Here is a 23,631-nt window from a genome sequence, read left to right as displayed (position 1 = left end):
GGAGCAGTGAATTGGCTGCGATCGGAACTTTATTTCAATACACTCCAACCGTTGGTATCATGATGACTCCAAACAATGCACCGTACAAATATCTCCTGTTTAAGGGAGATCGATCTTATCGCAGATATGTTCAGAAAGATGTTCTTGCTAAATTCCGCCCAGCGAAAACTAAAGATCATGCCTCCTTGAATGTTAACCATCATGGCAGTTATGGAGCACTTTTATTTCACCCAAACTGGAAGGCGAAACGAAAGGAAATACTGATACGTGATATGTATCGCTGTGTACATTGCCGTAGCGACAAAGACCTACAGGTGCATCACCGGCAATACCACTTCGTGGTAAGTGAGCAGAAATTCCGGTTCCCCTGGGAATACCCCAATCATTTACTCATCACACTTTGTGAATCCTGTCATAACAAAGGACACAATAGATACAAAGTTCCGACTATCACTATTTAACTAAATATGTATGAGCTTCTTTGATATTTTCACCCGGCAGCAACCAAATAGGCATACCCACACATTGACAGTTGAAAACAACATGACCGATATTCCAGAAAATACTTTTATTGAGAAAGAGGCACCAGAAAAAGAACAGCCTGAAGAAAAAGTGGCGATGCCGCTTACCGGTGGAATACATATTTTATACGATTTTCTCGATAAGAATTATGAATCCAAAGGATATAATGATGCATTGATAAATCCCGACACCACCCATCTGGACCAAAATGTGATTGCATTGAAAAATGATCTGGAAAGATCTATTCGGAAGGTAAAAACCTTTTACGAAGACTTCATCCGGCAAATCAATTTTCATATCACCAGTAGAAGCAGAAGTGGAATGATAGACACTGTGGAAGAGCTTACCGTAAAAAAGGAAATTGCAGAGAGCCATATTATACAAGTTAAAGAGATCGAAGAGCAAGCAAAGCTTAACGAGGGTGTCGGGCATGGTATCGTAATCAGCTATTCCCGAGGATTCAGGAATGGTCTTGCAGCAATTTCCAGTCACATCATTCTGAACAAGAACTTCTAAACTCCAGTGTCATGAAACATCTATGGGTCCGTTTCGGTTGCTTCCTGACCGGATATAACTACAACATCTTGCGGAACTGCAGCGAAGCTGCGTTTAAGTCTGTGAAAAAATATACCGCAGCAATGCTGATCGTTTGTATACTGTGGTTCTTTATTGGCTTTACCTTTGCGCTTCGTTATCTGTCGCTCGGCCTACCAGGCTGCATGCTGGCAGGACTTCTTTCTACAATCATCATTGTACAGGTTGAGAAGCAGATTATCTTATCTATAAATCCAAACCGACTGTTACTAATATTCAGGGCATGCCTGGCTTTCATGATGTCAATTCTGGGTGCCGTGATCATCGATCAGATATTGTTCGAAAAAGATATTAAGATCGAGAAGATATCCTACGTCTCGGAAAAAGTAGACAAGATCTTACCCTCGAAAACTGAAGAATTAAGAAGGCAAATTGCCGCATTGGATACGACGATTAAGAAAAAGGAACTGGAGAAAGAGTATTATGTGGAAGATATCAGTAAACACCCCACAACAATTGGAACTACAAGCCAAATAGCAATAAAACGGGTTCCCGTACAAACAACAACGTCTTCGGGCAGGGATACGACTATTTTTAAAACGGCGAATGAAACTACTACTACAACTGTATTGGTACCCAACCCCAAAATAGCCTTGCTGACACCGCTTGACTCTACTATTAACGTAATGCGGCAGCAAAGAGCCCAAAAAGAAAATGAACTGCTCCACATGAAGCCCGCTCTTGAAAAAGAAATGAAAGCGAATACAGGATTTCTGGATGAATTAACGATCATGACGCGGATGTTATTAGCATCTCACGTTGCATTGGCCTTCTGGTTACTGTGGATCTTGTTCTTCCTTTTTATAGAAATGCTGGTACTATTCAGTAAAATGGGCGACAAGTCCAATGATTACGAAAAGGTAGTAATGCACCACATGAACTTACAGATGCGCCGACTCGAGGCTCTCGGAAAAGGATTTGAGTGATAAAGATTTCTCACAACATTAATACATAAAAAACTCCCATGGATTTTAAAGACGAGATCAAGCTCTTCGGCGACAAAGTCGAAAAGCTTAAAAACCAGATCCATACTGAAGAAGCAACCAAGAATGCTTTTATTATGCCCTTTATTAAAGTACTGGGTTACGATGTATTTGATCCATTTGAAGTAATGCCGGAATTCATAGCAGATATCGGGATCAAGAAGGGAGAAAAGGTCGATTATGCTATTCTGAAAGAAGGTAAGCCTTCCATACTAATAGAATGTAAGCATTGGGGCGAGAACCTGGATCCACACAACTCCCAGCTGTTCCGGTATTTTCATACCACAACGGCTAAATTCGGTCTGTTGTCCAATGGAATAATTTACCGCTTTTATACAGATCTTATTGAGCAGAATAAGATGGACGAAAAGCCATTCTTTGAATTTAATGTTACGGATATAAAAGATACCCAGATCGAAGAATTAAAGAAATTCCATAAATCGTATTTCGACATTGAAAACATTCAAACCACCGCGAGCGAGCTAAAATACATGAATGAGCTCAAAACACTGATAAATGTCGAGTTTCAGAACCCTTCCGACGGCTTGGTTAAGCTCTTTGCCAAACAAATATATAGGGGGATGTTAACTTCTAAAGTTACTGAGCAGTTCAATGCTCTTACTAAGAAGTCAATACAACAATACATCAATGACCTGATAACCGAAAGGCTTAAATCTGCATTAAAACAGGAAAATGATGTCAAAGAATCTGATATGGAAAAGGAGTTAACAACAAGTATCGAAGAAAAGGCTTCAATTATTGAAACTACCGAAGAGGAAAAGGAAGGCTATATGATTGTAAAAACAATTCTTCGCCAAAAGATAAAACCCGCCAGAATAACATATCGGGATGCACAATCCTATTTCGCCATCCTGCTGGATGACAATAATCGAAAGACAATATGTAGATTATATTTTAACAGTTCAAGAAAATATATTGGCACTTTTGATGAGCAAAAAAAAGAAACAAGAACAGAGATTTTAATTATTGATGACCTCTTCAAATTTGAGGAGATACTTCATAAGACTGTCGATTGGTATGATTCAGAAAAAGTTCAAGCGAACTAATCATAACATTCGGACGAAAATAGAATATTCGATCCCTAGTCCCATCAAAATCGTTCAATATGAGTTGGTCATATAAAAAATCCATCGGTATCACCCCATTCAAAATAAACTTTTCAAAAAGCGGTATCAGTTATTCAGTTGGAGTAAAGGGAGCTCGCGTTAATACCGGCCCGAAAGGGACATATGTTAATTTAAGTGCCCATGGCATCAGCTACAGGCAAAAACTATCCGGTACCGTTACACCTTCGCATCAAACACAATCTATTGGGTTAGTCAACGATATTGCATCTGCCAATATTGATCAATTAACAGACACCGATTCCAAAGTATTCATTACTGAATTGAATCATAAAAGCAGCAAATTGTCCTATGTCGGGCTGTTGGGTATTTTGCCTTTATGTGCTGTCCTGTTTATCCTTATATCAATTTCAGATAATCCCTACCTGGGATATCAGCTTGTAATCAGTATATCCTGTTTCATACCTCTTATTCTTTGGTTGAAAAAGGTGGATAGGAAACGATTTGAGATGGAACTCAATTATGACATGGATGATAAGTACAAACAAGTTTACCAGCAATTCAACACTTGCTTTGAAGCATTCTTGAAGTCCTCAAGAGTTTGGCAATATCTGAATAGCCAACACACAAATGATCTTAAGCGAAACGCAGGCGCTGGCAAGTTGATAAAGAGAGTTGGTGTACGGGGTGTGTCAAAGAACAAATTGCCGATCCCTTATTTAATTACCAATGTAGCCATTCCCTGTATCTCGCTCAAGAATATGGACCTGTTCTTTTTGCCCGAACGCCTGTTGATCAAACGTGGAAATACCTTTGCTGCCGTATTCTACAAGAACATTAACATTGAGCATTATACTGCCAGGTTTATTGAATCAGACTCCCTGCCCAGGGATGCTGAAGTAGTAGGCCATACATGGCAATATGTAAATAAAAAGGGGGGACCGGACAAGCGATTTAACAACAACCGAAAGCTTTCTATCTGTGCTTATTCCGAGTATATATTTACATCAGACACTGGCTTATTTGAGATTATTTCAACTTCCGGCAAAGGAGCGATGGACAGTTTTGCAGCATTCCTTCTTAAAATCGGACAGCTACAAATGAAGACAAACTTTAGTATTGCGGATTAGTAACTCCTCAATTCCCCTAAACGTTCATAACTTTCGATAGTTCCTTTTACAGCACCTCAATCATCAAGAAATGGCATATGCAGGCCCGCCCTTTTTCCAGATGTTTGAGGTGCTTTTCTATCGCAATATTGTTTGCAATATTTAAAGCCTGTTCAATGCCAACTGCGCTCGTCTTTTCATACGACCATTCATATTCACCAACTCCTTAAACATTTGCCTTGCTTTCCCTTTCTGCTTTTTAAATTTGAAACACATTGCCAGCTGATAATGCGCTAATTCTCTATAACTGCTGGCCGTATCCGTAGTCAGCTGCGTAAACCTGGGCATTGCTTCATCAAGATTTCCCTGGTGATAAAATGTCATCGCCGTTTTATAAAGGAACTTATCCGGATCTGATGTTTCATCAGCAATTACCTTTGACTCCGGTTCTACTTTACTCTTCCCGCTCATTTCGGTTCCTTCCTCTTTGAGAGGAAGAGTAGTCGTAGCACTGGCGAAAGTAGCAATCGAAGCAGAAGTAGTAGCACCAAATGATCCGTTAGGTTCAGGTCTGGCAACAGCGGTAGCAACGCTTTCAGTTTCAGGCCAGGGGTTTTTCATTTCCTCTTTTTTTTCCTCTCGTTGGATCTGATAAAAGAAGCCTATTACAAGAGCAGCAGCTACTGTACCCCAGAAATACGTCAAAAAGCTTTCTTTGATCTGTACATTTTTTTGATACCGTTCTGCTTCATAAACTGGCGCCACATGGCTGCTATTACGAACATATTGCTGCACTCTCACTCCCATAGACTGATATTGCGCCTTGAACTTAGGTTTTTGGAGGATCTCTACTGCGTCGCTACAGAGTTCACAATTTACAAGGTGCTGTTCTAAAAGGTGCTTTTCAACGTGAGTTAAACGTCCATCTACATAACGGGGCAGCTGATCTTTATTAAAACAATGAACCCTGCTGAAGATCTTTAATATCTTGTCCTTGTTGTCCAAATTTTGCATATTCCAGATTTATATCTTGTTCTTGTTGTCCAGATGTTGCACATTCTAACTTCAGATCTTGTTCGTCTTCCTCCAACTTTGCATATTCCATGCTCATAACCGGCTCTTGCTTTCTGGATTTTGCATATTCCAGGTTTGACAATATAAGAGATGCCAGTTGTTGCTTTGATCGTTTAAGTGATTTTCTGGTCTCTTCAATAGTGTACCCTCTTTCAATAGCTATTTCCGCAAATGTTTTCTGTTCAAGATAAAACTCCTCCAGTAACTCTTCGTCATCAGCATTCAGCTGATCAACAGCTGCTTTCATAGCCGAGACCAGTTGTTGTTTTTGTAAGAGATTACTGTTTGCCTTCTCTACTTTATATTCGAGCCGCGTTATGTCACTCGACGCGGACGACGGAAAATAAAATCTGTTCCTCGCTGTCCTGTTGGCCTGCGACTTTACAAAGAACTGCATCCATTCACCGATCTTGGGAATAGTCTGTGTTTGCAGACTATTAAAAAGTCTTTGCAAGAGTGATGGGAAAAAATCGTCCGGTGTGTTATCGTAATTATTGAGAGACGGTAAGGAAACTGCTGCCAGCAAATGGCTATATCTTTCAAGTAAAATTCCTGCAGCTTCCTCATCTTTCAATTTTCTCGCTCTGGCCATTAGCTCATTGTCTGGCAAATTCGCAAGCTGTTGTAGCATAGGTTTAAATTAATATTTACAAATGGAGGTATATCGGATTTGAATGCACTGACATCTCAGCCAATAAGTATGCCGCTGCGCTAAGTAACCTATTGAGAAGTTCATCTCATTTTCTTAGTAAGATGATTATCAGGCTTTACCGTGCAAAAGGACTGTGATTAACGCTTTGGCCTGATAGATCAATAGTTGATGACATACCACGATGACCATTCTCAAGAGAAGTATAACCGCTAATCATTTGTAAATCATAGACGAAGATTATTTTCTATCCTTGAGCAGTTGGTATTCATAAAAAAGACAAACAGCATTCAAGTGAATAAAAATGAGACGGTTACATTTTCTGGAGCCATGCGTAAGAACCGGTCACATATTGGGGAAAACACGGTTACAATTTGAGGAGGGATTGCAGGATTTAGGAAGCACACCAGCGATGTTAGTTAGCATTTCAATTAATCATTATAATCGGCCGGCGCACTTTGTGTAAAAATCATCTATTGTATTTATTGGGGTGGTTAAATAAATTGGACGCATATATGAAAGAGCCATAGGTATCTCTAAAGCCTCGAATTCTCCACGAATGTAGTAGTTCAAATATTTATTGCATACACTTATTACTAAAGTGCCTTCTGCGCAACTATAACTTAAACAAAAAATTGCTGGTATAAATCGTCGTTCGTGATGAAGGATGTGAATATGACTTGTTAATCTCAATCCAGCAATTCACCCGCAGCTCAAATAGCATACAATTATTTGATAATTAACCATATAAACACAATCTATCTAAAACTTGTAAATTAACTTATAAGTGAATAACTTTGTATTAGAGATTTGGAATAACGAAGCTAGTAAGTGTACATTTTATACAGTACGCAAAGAGGATTCAAAAACTAGTGAAACTGATAAATTTTTTAAGAAGTATTATGCAATAGCTGAATTTAAAAAGCCTGTGCAGGAATTGTTAAGTTTTGTTTTAGATAGCATAGGTGAGGATCATGGGGCAATTGAAATGTTGTGTAATCGATTCGAAAATGAAGTGATCGGTTTACCTAACCGGGGGAAAGCTAACCTGGGCGAAATCACGTTATCATTTCCTAATTTCCCATTAAGATTGTATGCATTAAGAGTGAACAATCGTTCTGATTTATTAATTCTATTTAATGGTGGAGTAAAGTCGGCATTAACAAATCAGGCAAGCAAAGATCTGAATCTAAAATGGCGGGAGGCTTGTCAGTTTGCCAAAAGAATAGAAGCAGCATTAAGATCTGAAGAGATCATTGTTGATAACCGAGAAAGGTCAATACGTGCTTATGATGTCGACGAAGAGATTATCTTATAAAAAATTTATAGTATGAGAAGTAAAATAGCAACGCAAATTCAAGACGAAACACCTGAAGAGGTGAGAATATTCGTGCGGCAGTATACAGATATTGTTATAAGAATTAACCAAATTTTGCAGGCAAAAGGATATACACAAAAGGACTTGGCTGAAAGAATGAATAAAAAGCCATCTGAAATCAATAAATGGTTAAAGGGTAATCATAACTTGACTCTAATGACACTAGCTAAATTAGAAGCCGAACTAGGAGAACCGATTATATATATCTCAAACGAACGTTTGCGTAAAAAATCGAGAAAACAAATCGCCTGATATGCAGGCAAGCAAATCTTAGATCGCTTCCTATCTCAACTAACTTTCTATAATCTGGAATGCCCCCCGATGGTACCTAATGGAGAATTTATGAAAAGAACGGGTAAGGTATAATATGGAAATTTACTTACTGGTCTTATTATGGGGTCAGGCACCGGTTAGAAATTCATCTGCAATGCGGATTACTGAAACTCTCTCCCATTTATAAATTCTGCAAGCCACTCGCGAACATACTTACTCCCTAAACTCACCCTCTATCATCCTTTGAAGTCAATCCCCTCCAAACCAAAAAAGCCTTCAAATCTTTCGACTTGAAGGCTTTTTCTTTCTGCGGTGAGAGAGGGATTCGAACCCTCGGTACAGTTTAACCCGTACGACGGTTTAGCAAACCGTTCCTTTCGGCCACTCAGGCATCTCACCGAATCAGTTTCCCCGTTAGGGGTTGCAAAAATAGGAATTATTTTATCTTATCCAAAAGTTTTTTGGAATAAGATTTGTCGGACTATTGACTTACCTTAATAGGACCAATGCGATCAAGTACATAAACAACTGTTAATGAAAACATTCACTGGTGTAATCACTGATCCCGTTTACGTTAAACCCGTTAGCCCGGACAACGCTTTTCAACGTTTCTGCAAGTCCATGATCCGTGATGAACGCGACCTCCCATTTGTCTACCTTACATTGGAACTGACTCTAATATTATTGCCACTGGCAATTATTTTATACCTCCCCATCCCCGTTTGGTTATGGTGGACAGCCGCCATTATCTACCAGGTACTGAATAACTTCAGGTATAAAGGCTCGTTCGGGCTAATGCTGCACTGTACCAGCCATCGGGTCTTCTTCAATAAAAAATACGGATTCCTCAATCATTATCTCCCCTGGGTAATAGGACCACTGTTCGGTCAAACTCCGGAAACTTACTACAGCCATCACATCGGTATGCACCATCCGGAAAACAACATGCCGGAAGATGAAAGCAGTACGATGGCGTACCGACGGGATTCATTCAGAGGCTTCGGGAGATATCTGGCCAGCTTTGTCTTCACCGGTATCGTTACCCTCTGTCAATATTTTATCCGCAAGCACCGGCAGAAGTTAATGGTCAGGGCTGCCCGTGGAGAGCTCATCTTCTTCCTGGTATGTATAGGCTTGTCATTTATTAGCTTTCCCGCCACATTGGTAGTATTTATCATCCCCTTTGTGATCTCCAGGATCATCATGATGGTGGGCAATTGGGCACAACATGCGTTTATCGATGCAAACGAGCCGGAAAACTCATATAAAAATAGTATTACTTGTATCAACACTAAATACAACCATAAGTGCTGGAACGACGGCTACCACATCAGCCATCATGTGAAACCATCCATGCACTGGACGGAACATCCTCATTTCTTCCGGCAAACGCTCGCCGAGTACATCGCCAATGATGCAATTGTATTTGACGGCATCCACTTCCTCCATGTATGGCTCTACCTGATGGGAAAACGATATGACCTCCTGGCCCGGCATTTTGTCAATATTGGCAACAGATTCAGTTCAGACGAGGAAATTATTGCCTTCCTGAAGGCCCGTACCCGGAAAATAGACCTGGCTACTGTACCGGCTGCCAGCGCTATAGCCTGATAAACACACCCCTTTTTTATTTATATGACACATAAATCTTATGAATATGCGTAATCATAAGAATAAGTGCCTAAATTTGCGCTCTAACTTTCGATTTTAAAGTCAAAGCATTATGCGCACTGTTACGTTAAAAAGGGTTGTGGTTACCGGGCTGGGGGCCTTAACGCCTATCGGAAACGATGTAAACACATTCTGGAATAGTTTGAAATCTGGTACCGGTGGTGCTGGTCCTATTACCCGTTTCGACACTACGGAGTTTAAAACCAAGTTCGCCTGCGAACTGAAAGGTTTTGATATAGAAAAATTCATGGAAAAGAAGGAAGCCCGTAAAATGGACATGTTCACGCAATATGCCATGGTGGCTGCACAGGAGGCTGTTGAACACGCCGGTCTTCACCTGGATGGCGTCGACAAGACCCAAATCGGTGTGATCTGGGCGTCCGGTAACGGCGGTATGCAGACCTTCGAAGACCAGATCGTTGAATTTGCTCAGGGAGGTTTCATTCCTAAATTCAATCCTTTCTTCATTCCTAAACTGATCTCCGATATCGCAGCAGGTCAGATCTCCATGAAATATGGTTTCATGGGTGTGAACTACTGTACAGTATCCGCCTGCGCTTCTTCGAGCAGTGCATTGGTAGATGCTTTCAACTACATCCGCCTGGGTAAGGCTAACGCTATCGTTGCCGGTGGCTCCGAAGCGCCGGTTACCCGCGCTGGTATCGCAGGTTTCAATGCCCTCAAGGCACTGTCTACCCGCAATGAAGATCACGCTACCGCTTCCCGTCCGTTCGATGCTGACCGTGATGGTTTCGTAATGGGAGAGGGCGCTGGCGCTATCATCCTGGAAGAATATGAGCATGCCGTGAAAAGAGGCGCTACCATCTACGCTGAAATGGTCGGTGGCGCTATGACCGCTGATGCTTATCACCTCACCGCTACCCATCCTGAAGGTCTCGGCGCCCGCCTGGGTATGCAGAGAGCCCTGGAAGACGCAGATCTGAAACCGGAAGATGTAGACTATATCAATGCACACGCTACTTCTACCCCGCTGGGCGACGTAAGTGAGCTGAAAGGTATCACCGGTGTTTTTGGCGATCATATCACCAAAGTGAACATCAGCGCTACCAAATCAATGACCGGTCACCTCCTGGGTGCTGCCGGCGCTATTGAAGCTATCGCTTGTATCAAGGCGACTCAGTTCGACCTGGTGCCTCCAACCATCAACACCAGCTCGCTGGGTGAAGGTATCCCGACCAACCTGAACCTGACCCTGGGTAAGGCACAGGAACGTCCGGTAAATGTTGCGATGAGCAATACCTTCGGTTTTGGTGGTCACAACGCGATCGTTATATTCAAAAAATACAAGGCATAATCTGCCCGATCATATTATAGTAATGAAAAAAGCGAATTACCTCTGTAATTCGCTTTTTTCATATTTCCTTCTTCGACGCTTATTCGACGCTTGTTCGACGCTTGTTCGACCAGCCATAAAGCGACCTCTTTACTGACTCAAGTCCACCGATGCGTCGTATATACGTCGTGTATGCGTCGTATATAAGGCATGTATAAAGCGTACTTTTCCCCCCGAAGCGTAGTTTTTTCTCCTTCGGATAAGATCTGGTACTATCCCCCTGATAAAATTCCCCCACGCCGACCGCTCATTAGCAGTCAAACACCTCTCATTCGCTTGACCTGTCTCTCTTTGCCGGTGCTTTATATAATGTACAGGCCTTCTACCATAGTATTATAGGCCTTTTTCTATAGTAATCACTATACAAATAGCGGCCAAATACCGGCCTGGATGGCCTATACATTATACATCCGACCGAAGCAGCAGGACTACAGCACACCTTGCAAACAACTGTTATTGACTATCAATACGTTACTAATAGCTACACTAAAATTTTTAGTAAATCGTAATTATGGCGTAGTTTAGTAGTCTAAAATAGTCCGTGGTAATTTCCAAAGGACCACGGCTTTTTAATCAGATATGGCAAAGAAGAAAGAGAATGTAATAAAGCCTGACCTGGCACCGGTCACGGCAGATGACCATATAGCAGTGTTTGGCGCCAGGGCACATAACCTGAAAAACCTGGACCTGCAGTTACCCAAGAACAAACTGGTAGTCATTACAGGCATCAGCGGAAGCGGAAAATCCTCCCTTGCGTTCGATACCATCTATGCCGAAGGGCAAAGGAGATACATGGAAAGCTTCTCCGCTTACGCCCGCCAGTTCATCGGTGACATGGAACGCCCGGACGTAGATAAGATCACCGGCCTTTCCCCGGTTATCTCTATCGAACAGAAAACAACAAACAAAAACCCCCGCTCTACCGTAGGTACCATCACGGAGATATATGACTTCCTCCGTCTGCTCTACGCTCGCGTGGGCGTCGCCTACTCTTACAATACAGGCAAACGCATGACCCGCTTCTCCGAAGAAGAGATCCTGGACCATGTGTTCAAAAATTATCCAAAGAAAAAACTGGTAATACTAGCTCCCCTCATCCGTGGCCGTAAAGGACACTACCGCGAGCTGTTCGAACAACTCCGTAAACAGGGCTACCTGAAAGTACGTGTCAACGGCGAGATCCTCGATCTGAAAGAACGTATGCAGGTAGACCGTTACAAGATCCATGATATTGAACTGGTGGTAGACCGTATCCAGGTACTCGACGATGCCCGTACCCGTATCAGCCAGAGCGTACAGAAAGCGCTCCATATGGGTAAAGGCCTGCTCTTCATCATGGACAACGACAGCGGAAAGATCAGCCAGTACAGTAAACAGCTGATGTGTGAGGATACCGGCCTTTCCTACGAAGAGCCTTCTCCCAACACCTTCTCTTTTAACTCCCCCTACGGAGCATGCCCCCGCTGTAAAGGATTGGGTACCATCTACCAGATAGACATGAACGCTGTCATTCCCGACTATTCCGTTTCTATCAATGACGGTGGACTCGCCCCCCTCGGCGAAGCCCGCGATACCTTTACCTTCAAACAGGTACAGCAGCTGGCCCGTAAACATAAATTCTCCCTTACAGCACCTATCTCAGACCTTCCGCAGAAGACATTGAACCTCCTGCTGTTCGGCGACGAGAATGGCAAACTGGAAATGGACATGGAATTCGGCGATGGCTCCGAAACGGACTACGCTAACGAATTCGAAGGGGTGATCAATACCGTACGCCGTTATTTCAACGATACATCCTCCGATGCAGTGCGTAACTGGGCGGAAAGCTTTATGAAGCTGCACACCTGTCCCGAATGTAACGGCACCCGCCTGAAAAAGGAAAGCCTCTTCTTCAAAGTAGATGAGAAGAATATCGCAGAACTGGGCGGAATGGACCTCGATAAACTACAGGACTGGTTTAAGGATCTTGAAAAACGCCTGGACAAAAAGCAGAACACCATCGCCAAAGATATCCTCAAAGAGATCCGCGAGCGACTAGGCTTCCTGCTTAACGTAGGACTGAACTACCTCACCCTGTACCGTTCTACCCGTACACTAAGCGGGGGTGAAAGTCAGCGTATACGACTGGCCACACAGATAGGCTCGCAGCTGATGGGTATCACCTACATCCTGGATGAGCCAAGTATAGGGCTGCATCAACGCGATAACATGCAGTTGATCGATGCCCTCCGCAATCTGAAAGAAATGGGGAACACCGTGATCGTCGTAGAGCATGACAAAGACATCATGCTGCACGCCGATTACCTCGTGGACATTGGTCCGGGAGCAGGCGTACACGGCGGACAGATCATCGCCCAGGGCGCACCAAACCAGATCCTTAAACTGGATACCCCCACTGCAGGTTATCTGAACGGTAAACGTGTAGTACCGGTACCTGCCGAACGCCGTAAAGGCAATGGCAAGTTCCTGGAACTGAAAGGCGCCACAGGTAATAATCTGAAAAACGTCAACCTGAAACTCCCTCTCGGAGTATTCATTTGCGTTACAGGCGTATCCGGTAGCGGAAAGTCCACCCTGATCAACGAAACGCTCTACCCTATCCTCAGTAAACATGCCTACGACTCCAACCTGGAGCCAATGCCTTACAAAAGCATCAAAGGCCTGGAGAACATAGATAAGGTAATTGAAATAGACCAATCTCCGATCGGGCGTACCCCGAGGAGCAACCCTGCTACCTACTGCGGATTCTTTACAGACATCCGCCAGCTGTTCTCCCAGGTACCGGAAGCCAAGATCAGAGGTTACAATGCAGGCCGGTTTTCCTTCAACGTGAAAAGCGGTCGCTGTGATGTTTGTGAAGGCGGCGGCATGCGCGTGATAGAAATGAACTTCCTCCCGGATGTATACGTACACTGTGAGAAATGTAACGGACGCCGCTACAACAGGGAAACACTCGAGATCCGGTGGAAAGGGAAATCTATCTCCGATGTACTGGATATGACCGTAGATGAAGCTGTGGAATTCTTCCAGCCTATCAACTACATTTACCGCAAGGTAAAAACCCTCCAGGATGTTGGTTTAGGCTATATCACCCTGGGACAATCAGCTGTAACGCTTTCCGGTGGGGAAGCCCAGCGTGTAAAACTAGCTACGGAGCTTTCTAAGAAAGATACTGGCAAGACCATTTACATCCTGGACGAACCAACTACAGGCCTTCACTTCCAGGACATCCAGCTGTTGCTGAACGTTCTCAACAAACTGGTTGACCGTGGCAATACAGTACTGGTAATTGAACATAACCTGGACGTCATAAAAATGGCCGATCACATTGTCGACCTGGGACCTGAAGGCGGCGCCGGTGGAGGTACTATCCTCTGCAGCGGTACACCGGAAGAAGTGGTCAACTGCAAAGACAGTCATACAGCCCGTTTCCTTAAGCTGGAACTGAAAAGCTAGCAGCTGGATACCATATTATTAACATTATTGCCCTCCCGGGCAGAAGATAAAGCCGCTTTCCCTGGGTGATTAATTTCACCTGCGGAAAGCGGAACTTGTAAAGGGAACTCGTAATTTGCAGGCATGAAATACATTTCTGGGATAATTGCAATACTACTGTTATCAGTATTTGCGGCCTGTGAAGATGAAACCAAAAGTTGCGACCAGACACTGATCAGTGACCTGGGCATGAACTTTAGGAAAGACACATTGAACGGCTTTTTAGTTAAAGACACCATCTGGCCAAAGGTCACCTTATATGCTTTGGGTAGAGACACCATCGTGAGAAGACAGCCACGGTCCAGCGTATTTATGTCGTTAGACCCACTGGCAGATAGCAGCAGGTTTTACCTGCAGCTTGACTCCACCGCGATCGCCGACACGCTGACCTTCCGTTATAAAAGGACACAGAATTTTCTGTCGCCAGGGTGCGGATTCGCTACCTTCTTCACCCTCGATACGGTGCTCACTACCCACAATACAATTGACGACCTGGTAATTAATTTTAAGGAAGTAAACAGCTCGAATGTTACGCACGTTTCTTTATTGTTTATCTATTAGTCTGGCCGGCCTGCTTGCACAAGCTGCCCAGGCACAGGTAAAACCTGCGGGAGATACCGGTATCAGAAAACCGGCTATCGATACTTCCGTTAGCAAACCCATACAACGTCGTCCTGCAGCCGCGGCTCCGGCCAGAACTGCGCAGGATACTTCTCATAAGAAGACGCAGCAACCTCGGCTAAAGCCGGTAGTGGCTAAGATACCGGACTCTGTTTATTACGTTCCCGGCGGTCTCCGCCTGGGCCTTGATATCAGTCGTTTTGCCATCCATTTCTTCCAGCCTTACAGAACAGACGTAGCTGTACAGGCAGACGTACGCCTTAATAAAAAGCTCTATGGTGCTTTTGAAGTGGGTTATAATCGTACATCCCATAGTGATACTAACTACACCTATAAAGGCAATGGTGTTTATGCTACTGTAGGCGTGGATTACGACTTCCTTAAAAAGAAAGATCCAAAGGATAAGAACATGGTATACGGTGGTATCCACTATGGTTTCGCCCGTAATACTTACGAAGCGCCTGCTTTCAATATCCACAATGAATACTGGGATTCCGAAACACCCGGATCAATTCCTAAAACAAACATGACCGCTCACTGGATAGAGCTGACAGTTGGCATGAGAGTAGAAGCACTTCCTAACTTCTTCCTGGGTTGGGCCGTACGTGAAAAGATCATGATCAGCAACAATGCGTTGGATGGGTTTGATCCTATTGTTATTCCAGGTTTTGGCAGTGGTTCTAAAAGTTCGCAATTCGATCTGACATACACCGTGTCTTATTACCTTCCTTTATATAAACTAAAGATCCGCGAATCCAGGGAGCCTAAGAAGAAGAAAGACTAAACTTCCCTGATCATTTCTATATGCGGGATGTCGTCTTCCAGGTACATCGCACTGCTTTGTTTAAAGCCTAAAGAAGTGTAAAACTTCTCCAGGTACAACTGTGCACCTATCTTGATAGGAACTTTCCCGAAACGTTCTTCTACTACTGCTATGGAATGTTCCATCAGTTTCCTGCCTGTACCGGTCCTCCGGGCGCGGGGAGAGGTCACTACCCGACCGATAGAACACATGTCAAACTTAATTCCCGGACCGAATATGCGGGTATAAGCAACCAGCTCGTTCTCCTGCTCATCATCAAATCCCATGATATGCGTAGCCAGTTGATCGGCATTATCCATGTCCTGAAAAACACAATTCTGTTCCACCACAAATACCTCGCTCCTCAGACGTAATATCGCATAGAGCTCTTTCGTGGTCAGCTCTTCAAATGTTTTCGTTATCCAGTGTATCATAAGACCCTCGTTTAATAATTCAGCCCATTCTCCCAAATGGGAAATATCTCCTTACAACAAATGTAATCAACAAAACACAATAGGACCCCGTTAGGGGTCCCCTGTTTGTAGCCCGGGGTTGCAAACCCCGGGTGGTGTGGGGAATGGCGGTGTGGGGGATGGCGGCGTGGGGAATAACGTGGTTCGTGGCGGTACGATATGGGATGGGTTCAACCCGGGGTTGCAATCCCGGGGCCGTGGTGTGATCCGAAACGGCGCAAACCCCGGGGCGTGGGACCGACAACATGAATCAACCCGGGGTTGCAATCCCCGGCAATTAATAATAAATTAGCTGCGAATTTCTCGAGAAACAGCAAGATTATGAGTACCCATGCCATTCCATTCCTATCATTGGAGCACATCACCGTTCGTTACCTGGATAAAACCCTTTTCACCGGCCTGGACTGGCATATCAATGAAGGAGAGCAATGGGCGATCACAGGTCCCAGTGGTTCAGGAAAATCCGCCCTGCTCAATACCATTGCGGGCAAGTTCAATGTGATCAATGGCAGCATACAGTATCATTTCAGCGACACTTACCGCAAGCAACATACCATCACTGATCCCTATTTCAGCTACCGGGACCTGCTGGCGCTGGTAGGACATCATCATGCTTTCAGGAACCGCTCTAATACTACGACAGACTTCTATTACCAACAACGGTTCAACAGCATGGATTCTTCAGATGCCCCTACCGTACGGGAATACCTCTACGGAGAATCGGGTGGCACTCCGGAACAAACGCCTATCCTGGAACCGCTGAAGATCCCGGCCTTAATGGACAAAGAGCTGATCAAGCTCTCCAACGGGGAAACCCGCCGTGTCATGATCGCAAAATCATTATTGAAGCAGCCGGTACTGCTGATGCTGGACAATCCTTTCAGCGGATTGGACGTGCAGACCAGGAAACACTTCAGTGACATGGTGAACAGGATCATCGCAGGCGGTACTACAGTATTGCTGGTCACATCTCCAACAGAAGTACCGGAGAATATCACCCACGTACTGACGCTCGACGAAGGCCGCATAACAGGTAAGTACACACGGGAGGAATATCTGAAAATACCGCAGGCCGATACAGCACAAAGCTGGCAGGTGGACGAAGAAAAGATCCGGGCGATTGTAAAGAACACTCCATCGCCTTACGAAACCATCATCCGGATGGAACACATAAAAGTGCAATATGGCGAACATTTGATCCTTGACGATGTTAACTGGTTAGTAAAGCCCAATGAAAAGTGGGCCTTGCTCGGTCATAACGGCGCGGGAAAATCTACCCTGTTAAGCCTGATAAATGGCGATAATCCACAGGCTTACGCACAGGAGCTATACCTGTTCGACCGGAAGAGAGGCAGCGGAGAAAGCATCTGGGATATTAAGAAGAAGATCGGCTTTGTATCACCCGAATTACACCAATACTTCCAGGCAGGCAGCAATTGCCTGCAGGTGGTCGTATCAGGCTTTTTTGATATTATCGGCAGCAACCGCCAGGGCACTGCCGAACAACAGGAACACGCCGCTGCGTGGATGGATATACTGGACATTGCAGCTTATGCAAACCAGTCTTTTAAAGGAGTTCCCGAAAGTGTACAGCGACTGACCCTCCTGGCCCGCGCCCTGGTAAAAGAACCCCCATTGCTCATTTTTGATGAACCCTGCCAGGGACTTGACCTGCAACAAAAAGAGCATTTCAAACATGTGATCGATACCCTATGTAGTGTAATGGACCTGACGCTTATCTTCGTTACACACTACCAGGAAGAGATCCCGGCAGCAGTTACCAAAGTATTGAAACTGGAGAGGGGAAGACCTATATAATAATATTATAATACATTTAGTTTACCTTTATATCTTAAACAGCATTTAAACCTCATGGGTCCCAAAAAACGTTTGGCGGTCGTCGCCGCCTTCGCTGTGTGCCTGCTCATTACGTGCATCACAGCCTGTAAAAACACGAAAACAGTCATGAACCCTGCCCTGGCCAAATACATTGAAGCCTATACCGCCGGGGTTATTTCGAGACAAAGTACTATCCGGGTACAATTAACCAGCAATGTGAATGTAACTCATACACAGAATGAGCCTGTGGAAGAGGAACTCTTTGACTTCAGTCCTAATATCAAAGGAAAGGCCTACTGGGTAGATGCCACTACGGTCGAGTTCAGGCCCGATGCCAACCTTGTACCAGGCAAAAGCTACAAGGCGACTTTCAAACTGGGCAAGGTCATGAAGGTCGAAAAAGACCTCAAGGAGTTCAATTTTGAGTTTCTTGTTATCAAGCCTTCCTATGCCATAGAAGAGTATGGTCTGAAAGCCGCAGGTAACAACGTACTCGATAAGATGATCTTCACCGGCGCTATCAGTACTGCCGATACAGAAGATCCGCAGCAGATCGAAAAGGTAGTTAACGCGACCTGTGAGGGCAAAAAGGCCACTATTACCTGGCAGCATAATGCGGCAGACAAAGTATCCACATTTACAATCACAAATATTGTACGTGCTGCTAAAGGCAACGGTACCCGCAAACTGGAACTGACCTGGGATGGTAAACCTCTGAACGTGGACGACATCTCGGGTAAGAAGACCATAGAGGTTCCGGCCATGAACGATTTCAAAGTGCTGGACGTACGTGCGGTAGCCGAAACAGAGCAATATGTACTCGTACAGTTCTCTGATCCTGTAAGCGTAGCCCAAACCCTGGATGGTCTGATCGGTATAAGCGGCGTGAGCGATCTCCGCTTCTCTATCGAAGGCAGTGAGGTAAAAGTGTTCGCCCCTAAAAGACTGGAAGGAAATTATACGGTGGCGGTGAATGAAGGTATCCTGAATATTGTTGACGATAAGCTGGAAAAAAGTTTCTCCGCTAATATCGTCTTCGAAAATACCCAGCCTTCCGTAACCATCCCCGGTAAAGGAGTGATCCTGCCGGAAAGCAATAAACTGGTGATGCCGTTCGAAGCAGTGAACCTCAGTGCTGTTGACGTGACCATCATCAAGATCTATGAGAACAATATTCCGCAATATCTGCAGCAGAATGGCCTCGACGGTACTGCAGACCTCCGTCGCGTTGGACGTCCGGTAGTAGAAAAGACCATCCGTCTGGATGCCGATAAATCACTCAACCTGCACAAACGCAACCGCTTCTTCCTCGATATGGAGAAATTGCTGCGTACAGAGCCAGGTGCCATCTACCGCGTCACTATCGGCTTCCGTAAGTCATACTCCCTCCTGGGATGTGCTTCCGGTGGTGAAGAGAGTGGCAGCACAAACAATGAAGGCGAAGAAAGCGAAGAGGAATATTATGGCGGTTACTATGGCGGCGAGAAGATCGATGAAGATGACGACTTCTGGCGTCGGTATGACAGCTACTACCCATACGGCTATTCCTGGGAACAACGTGACAACCCTTGCTCCAATTCTTACTACAATAAAGACAGATGGGCTTCCCGCAACGTCTTCTCCTCCAATATCGGTCTTACCGCTAAAAGAGGTAATGACAATAGCATGCTGATTGCCGTAACAGATATCCGTGATACCAAACCAATGATCGGTGTGGAACTGGAACTGCTCGACTATCAGAACCAGGTGATCTTTAAAACCAAGAGTGATGGTGAAGGTCTCGCTACGTTCGATCTGAAACGTAAGCCTTACCTCCTTGTTGCTAAAAAAGACGATGAAAGAGGTTACCTGAAACTGGATGATGGTAACTCCCTCCCGCTGGGCCGTTTTGATGTGAAAGGTGAAGAAGTGCAGAGCGGTATCAAAGGGTTCCTGTATGGCGAACGTGGTGTATGGCGCCCTGGCGATACCCTGTTCCTGACCTTCATCCTGGAAGATAAACAACAGAAACTGCCAGCTAATCACCCTGTAACACTGGAGCTTTACAATCCTAAAGGCCAGTTATACCGTCAGCTGAACGGCTTACAGTCAGTGAATGGTTTCTATCGTTTTACAACAGCTACTTCTCCGGATGATCTGACGGGTAGCTGGACTGCCAAAGTAAAAGTAGGCGGTGCAGTATTCACGAGGAACCTCCGCATAGAAACAGTTAAACCGAACAGACTTAAGATAGATCTCAACTTCGGCAAGAACACCACTTTATCTAAGACTTCCCCTACTGAAGGTACCCTGAATGCCCGCTGGCTGTTCGGTGCCACAGCACAGAACCTGAAGGCAAAAGTGGATGTATCCTTAACACAGCAAACTACCAGTTTCAAGAACTTCAAGGATTATCACTTCGACGATCCTATCACACACTTCGAAGCTGAAAGTAAAACCATCTTTGAAAGCAGCCTGAATGAGAATGGCACTGCTCCTGTAAAGGTGGACCTGCCGCTGGGTAAGCTGGCTCCTGGTCAGCTGAAAGCAAGCTTTGAAATAAAAGTATTTGAGCCGGGTGGCGATTTCAGTATTGACCATTTCTCCATGCCTTATAATCCGTTTGCGTCCTATACCGGTATCAAAATGCCGGAAGGCGACCGTATGACGGGCATGCTGCTGACAGACAAACCTCATACTGTCAACATCGTCAACGTAGATGAAAACGGTAACCTGTTAAGCGGTAACCAGGAAGTGCAGGTAGAACTGTATAAGATCCGCTGGCGTTGGTGGTGGGATGAGAACAGTGAAGATGAATTCAGCAACTTCACACAAGACAGTTACAACCAACTGCTGAAGAAAGAAACCTTGACCCTGCGTGGTGGCAAGGGTAGCTGGAACCTACAGATCGCTTATCCTGACTGGGGACGTTACCTGGTACGTGTGAAAGACCTGAAAAGCGGCCATACCAGTGGAGGGACCGTATACATAGACTGGCCAGGATGGGCAGAAAGAGTACAGAAAGAAAATCCGTCCGAAGCATCCATGCTGGTATTTACTTCAGATAAGACACAATACAACGTAGGTGACGAAATCACCCTCACAATTCCTAGTGGTGAAGGCGGCCGTGGATTGATCAGCATAGAATCCGGTAGTAAAGTATTGAAGACTTTCTGGATCGAAACACAGAAAGGACAGACCGTTCACAAGTTCAAGGTAGAGAAGGAAATGGCGCCAAACATTTACGTGAACGTCAGCCTCCTGCAGAAACATGCGAATACCGTCAACGATCTGCCGATCCGTATGTATGGTGTGATACCGATCTCCATCAATGATGCGAATACAGTATTACAACCAGTGATCACCATGCCTGACAAACTGGAACCTGAACAGAACGCCAGCATCACGGTATCTGAAGCAAAAGGAAAAGACATGACCTACACCATTGCTTTGGTGGACGAAGGCTTGCTGGACCTGACACGCTTCAAGACGCCTGATCCGCACAGTGTTTTCTATGCACGTGAAGCGCTCGGTGTAAAGACCTGGGACCTGTTTGATTATGTGATCGGCGCATGGGGTGGCGATATGGAACGCATCCTGAGTATCGGTGGTGACGAAGGACTGAACAAAAATGCAGGCAATGCAAAAGCAAACCGCTTCAAACCTGTTGTGATATATATGGGACCGTTCACACTGAAAGGTGGTAAGCAGACCCATAACTTCAAACTGCCTCCATATGTTGGTTCCGTGAAAGCGATGGTAGTAGCAGGCCAGGATGGTGCTTATGGCTCTGCTGAAAAAGTAGTGGCTGTAAAGAAACCGCTCATGCTGCTGACCACATTACCACGTGTACTTGGTCCGTCAGAAACTATACAATTGCCGGTAACCGTATTCGGACTGGAAAACAATATCCGCTCTGCGAAAGTAACACTGGCTACCAGTCCACTGCTGGAAGTAGTAGGCGAGCGTACCAAAACAGTGAGCTTCCCGCAACCTGGTGAACAGATCGTTTATTTTGACGTGCGTGTAAAACCACAGGTAGGTGTTGCGAAAGTAAAAGTGACCGCCATCAGTGGTGCTGCGAAAGCAGAGGAAGAAACAGAGCTTGAAATACGCAACCCTAATCCCGTTATTACCACTGTGCAGGAAGCAACCCTGCAGGCTGGTCAAAGCTGGAGCGCTACTTATAAACCTGCGGGTATGGCAGGCACCAACACCGGTGTACTGGAAGTATCTACCATCCCTGCATTGAACCTGGCGAAACGCCTGAACTACCTGGTTCAATATCCACATGGATGTGTAGAGCAAACTACTTCCAGCGTATTCCCTCAACTGGCATTGAACCAGCTGATGGACCTGAAACAAAGTGAACTCGCAAACATCGATCGTAATATCAAGGCTGGTATCAATCGCCTGAAAGGTTTCCAGACTTCCGATGGTGGTATGAGCTACTGGCCGGGAGAAGGGCAGTCAGACGAATGGGGTACTAACTATGCCGGTCACTTCCTGCTGGAAGCGCAGGCGAAAGGTTATGAACTGCCTGCAAGTATGCTTGACCAGTGGAAGAAGTATCAGCGTAACAAAGCTGGTTCATGGGCGCCTTCTACTACCAATTTCTATGGTGCAGATCTGACCCAGGCTTATCGCCTCTACCTGCTGGCACTCGCTAAAGTACCTGAACTGGGAGCGATGAACCGCCTGAAAGAATTCAAGTATCTGTCTAACGAAGCTAAATGGAGACTGGCTGCGGCCTACAGATTGTCTGGTCAGCCGGAACTGGCAAACAGCTTGGTGAAGACATTACCTACGGATGTGAAACCTTACAATCAGTTGGGTGGTACCTTCGGTTCCGACCTGCGTGATAAAGCCATGATCCTGGAAACGCTCACCATCCTCGGACAGCGTGCCCGTGCGAATGAGCTGTTAAAACAGATCGCCTTCAGCCTGGCACAGGAAAGCTGGTACAGCACACAAACCACCGCTTATGCACTGATAGCAGTAGCTAAGTATTGTGGTGTGAACAGCAGTGGCAACAAAATGAGCTTCAGCTATACCATGAATGGCGCAAGCAATACGGTAAATGGCAGCTCTTATGTAGCACAGGTGCCGGTAACCTTCACCAGTGCAGAAGGCAATGTGAGCATCCAGAATAAGGGACAGAATGTATTGTACACCCGTCTCATTCTTCAGGGCCGTCCTGATGCCGGTCAGGAACCTAATGTGCCTAACAATCCTGATATACTGGATATCCAGGTGAAATACAGCACCCGCGATGGAAAGGCTATTGATCCTGCCACACTGCGTCAGGGATCGGACTTCCTGGCTACTGTTACTGTCCGTAATCCTGGTAAACGCGGTTACTACGAACAGATGGCATTGACACAGATCTTCCCTAGCGGATGGGAAATTATCAATACCCGTCTGATGGACAATGACAGCACCTTCCGTTCATCACCATATACCTATAAGGATATCCGTGATGACAGGGTATACACTTATTTCAATATTGAAGAGAACAAAACGCGCACTTACAACGTCCTGCTGAATGCGGCTTATCTCGGCCGTTATTATCTGCCGGCGGTATCCTGCGAGGCGATGTATGATAACACCATACATGCGTTCCTGCCAGGTAAGTGGGTAGAAGTGACGAAATAACGACGTAATTAAACACAGACAGCCGTTTAGCTAAGCTAAACGGCTGTTTTTTTAGATGCATATTTTATTCCCTAT

Annotated in this window: 17 protein-coding genes, 1 tRNA gene and 1 pseudogene; 15 read left to right on the top strand and 4 right to left on the bottom strand. The window is 45.1% G+C overall.

Annotated features, from left to right (window positions below; genetic code table 11):
• The first annotated feature begins 59 nt into the window (after window positions 1-59).
• The 6 genes and pseudogenes from C7475_RS13900 to C7475_RS33290 all read left to right on the top strand — a co-directional run bounded on the left by C7475_RS13900 (window position 60) and on the right by C7475_RS33290 (window position 4,314).
• Window positions 60-461 (top strand): HNH endonuclease, encoded by a 402-nt coding sequence (locus tag C7475_RS13900; RefSeq protein WP_110054076.1) that lies wholly within the window; start codon window positions 60-62, stop codon window positions 459-461.
• A gap of 10 nt (window positions 462-471) precedes the next feature.
• On the top strand, window positions 472-1,038 hold the full coding sequence (locus C7475_RS13895) for a hypothetical protein (RefSeq protein ID WP_110053932.1): 567 nt from the start codon (window positions 472-474) through the stop codon (window positions 1,036-1,038).
• An 11-nt stretch (window positions 1,039-1,049) separates the two neighbouring features.
• Window positions 1,050-2,042 (top strand): DUF4407 domain-containing protein, encoded by a 993-nt coding sequence (locus C7475_RS13890; RefSeq protein WP_110053931.1) that lies wholly within the window; start codon window positions 1,050-1,052, stop codon window positions 2,040-2,042.
• Window positions 2,043-2,080: 38 nt separating this feature from the next.
• Window positions 2,081-3,166 (top strand): type I restriction endonuclease, encoded by a 1,086-nt coding sequence (locus C7475_RS13885; protein ID WP_110053930.1) that lies wholly within the window; start codon window positions 2,081-2,083, stop codon window positions 3,164-3,166.
• 59 nt (window positions 3,167-3,225) lie between these two features.
• A pseudogene (locus C7475_RS33525) lies at window positions 3,226-3,372 on the top strand (DUF4236 domain-containing protein); the annotation flags it as partial.
• 321 nt (window positions 3,373-3,693) lie between these two features.
• Entirely contained in the window at window positions 3,694-4,314 is a 621-nt protein-coding gene (locus C7475_RS33290; RefSeq protein ID WP_233259849.1) for a hypothetical protein, read from the top strand.
• Window positions 4,315-4,455: 141 nt separating this feature from the next.
• Here C7475_RS33290 and C7475_RS13875 read toward each other — a convergent pair whose 3' ends face one another.
• Complete coding sequence (locus C7475_RS13875) at window positions 4,456-5,307, bottom strand: zf-HC2 domain-containing protein (protein ID WP_110053928.1); 852 nt, start codon at window positions 5,305-5,307, stop codon at window positions 4,456-4,458.
• Window positions 5,246-5,998 carry a hypothetical protein gene (locus C7475_RS13870; RefSeq protein WP_110053927.1) on the bottom strand — a complete coding sequence of 251 codons (753 nt, stop codon included), beginning with the start codon at window positions 5,996-5,998 and terminating at the stop codon, window positions 5,246-5,248. The genes C7475_RS13875 and C7475_RS13870 overlap by 62 nt, the downstream gene beginning before the upstream one ends.
• Window positions 5,999-6,803: 805 nt before the next feature.
• Here C7475_RS13870 and C7475_RS13865 point away from each other — a divergent pair.
• Together C7475_RS13865 and C7475_RS13860 are read left to right on the top strand one after the other, a co-directional pair.
• The gene (locus C7475_RS13865; protein WP_110053926.1) at window positions 6,804-7,334 is read left to right on the top strand and encodes a hypothetical protein; all 531 of its coding nucleotides are present in this window, start codon (window positions 6,804-6,806) and stop codon (window positions 7,332-7,334) included.
• Window positions 7,335-7,346: 12 nt separating this feature from the next.
• Window positions 7,347-7,646 (top strand): helix-turn-helix transcriptional regulator, encoded by a 300-nt coding sequence (locus tag C7475_RS13860; protein WP_110053925.1) that lies wholly within the window; start codon window positions 7,347-7,349, stop codon window positions 7,644-7,646.
• Window positions 7,647-7,977: 331 nt separating this feature from the next.
• Here C7475_RS13860 and C7475_RS13855 read toward each other — a convergent pair.
• Window positions 7,978-8,066, bottom strand: a tRNA-Ser gene (locus tag C7475_RS13855).
• A 135-nt stretch (window positions 8,067-8,201) separates the two neighbouring features.
• On the opposite strand from C7475_RS13855, the gene C7475_RS13850 reads away from it, so the two are divergent.
• From C7475_RS13850 to C7475_RS13830, 5 genes are all read left to right on the top strand, one after another.
• Window positions 8,202-9,278, top strand: a complete 1,077-nt coding sequence (locus C7475_RS13850; RefSeq protein WP_110053924.1) for a fatty acid desaturase — start codon at window positions 8,202-8,204, stop codon at window positions 9,276-9,278.
• Between the two features lie 112 nt (window positions 9,279-9,390).
• On the top strand, window positions 9,391-10,653 hold the full coding sequence (gene fabF, locus C7475_RS13845) for a beta-ketoacyl-ACP synthase II (protein WP_110053923.1): 1,263 nt from the start codon (window positions 9,391-9,393) through the stop codon (window positions 10,651-10,653).
• 618 nt (window positions 10,654-11,271) lie between these two features.
• Window positions 11,272-14,148: an excinuclease ABC subunit UvrA gene (uvrA, locus tag C7475_RS13840; protein ID WP_110053922.1), complete on the top strand. Its 2,877-nt coding sequence runs from the start codon at window positions 11,272-11,274 to the stop codon at window positions 14,146-14,148.
• A 123-nt stretch (window positions 14,149-14,271) separates the two neighbouring features.
• Window positions 14,272-14,748, top strand: coding sequence for a DUF6452 family protein (locus tag C7475_RS13835; RefSeq protein ID WP_110053921.1), 477 nt, complete (start codon window positions 14,272-14,274; stop codon window positions 14,746-14,748).
• Complete coding sequence (locus C7475_RS13830) at window positions 14,714-15,592, top strand: DUF6048 family protein (protein WP_110053920.1); 879 nt, start codon at window positions 14,714-14,716, stop codon at window positions 15,590-15,592. The genes C7475_RS13835 and C7475_RS13830 overlap by 35 nt, the downstream gene beginning before the upstream one ends.
• Here the strand turns inward: C7475_RS13830 and C7475_RS13825 are convergent.
• Window positions 15,589-16,044 carry a GNAT family N-acetyltransferase gene (locus C7475_RS13825; protein ID WP_110053919.1) on the bottom strand — a complete coding sequence of 152 codons (456 nt, stop codon included), beginning with the start codon at window positions 16,042-16,044 and terminating at the stop codon, window positions 15,589-15,591. The genes C7475_RS13830 and C7475_RS13825 overlap by 4 nt on opposite strands.
• A 360-nt stretch (window positions 16,045-16,404) precedes the next feature.
• On the opposite strand from C7475_RS13825, the gene C7475_RS13820 reads away from it, so the two are divergent.
• Together C7475_RS13820 and C7475_RS13815 are read left to right on the top strand one after the other, a co-directional pair.
• Window positions 16,405-17,901, top strand: a complete 1,497-nt coding sequence (locus C7475_RS13820; protein WP_110053918.1) for an ATP-binding cassette domain-containing protein — start codon at window positions 16,405-16,407, stop codon at window positions 17,899-17,901.
• A gap of 54 nt (window positions 17,902-17,955) precedes the next feature.
• A complete protein-coding gene (locus C7475_RS13815; protein WP_110053917.1) occupies window positions 17,956-23,556 on the top strand; it encodes an alpha-2-macroglobulin in 5,601 nt (1,866 codons plus the stop codon).
• The last annotated feature ends 75 nt before the right edge of the window (window positions 23,557-23,631 follow it).

Source organism: Chitinophaga sp. S165 (assembly GCF_003182155.1).
Lineage (GTDB): Bacteria > Bacteroidota > Bacteroidia > Chitinophagales > Chitinophagaceae > Chitinophaga.
The sequence above is the reverse complement of the archived record's forward strand: the minus strand, read 5'-3'. Positions and strand labels throughout refer to the sequence as shown.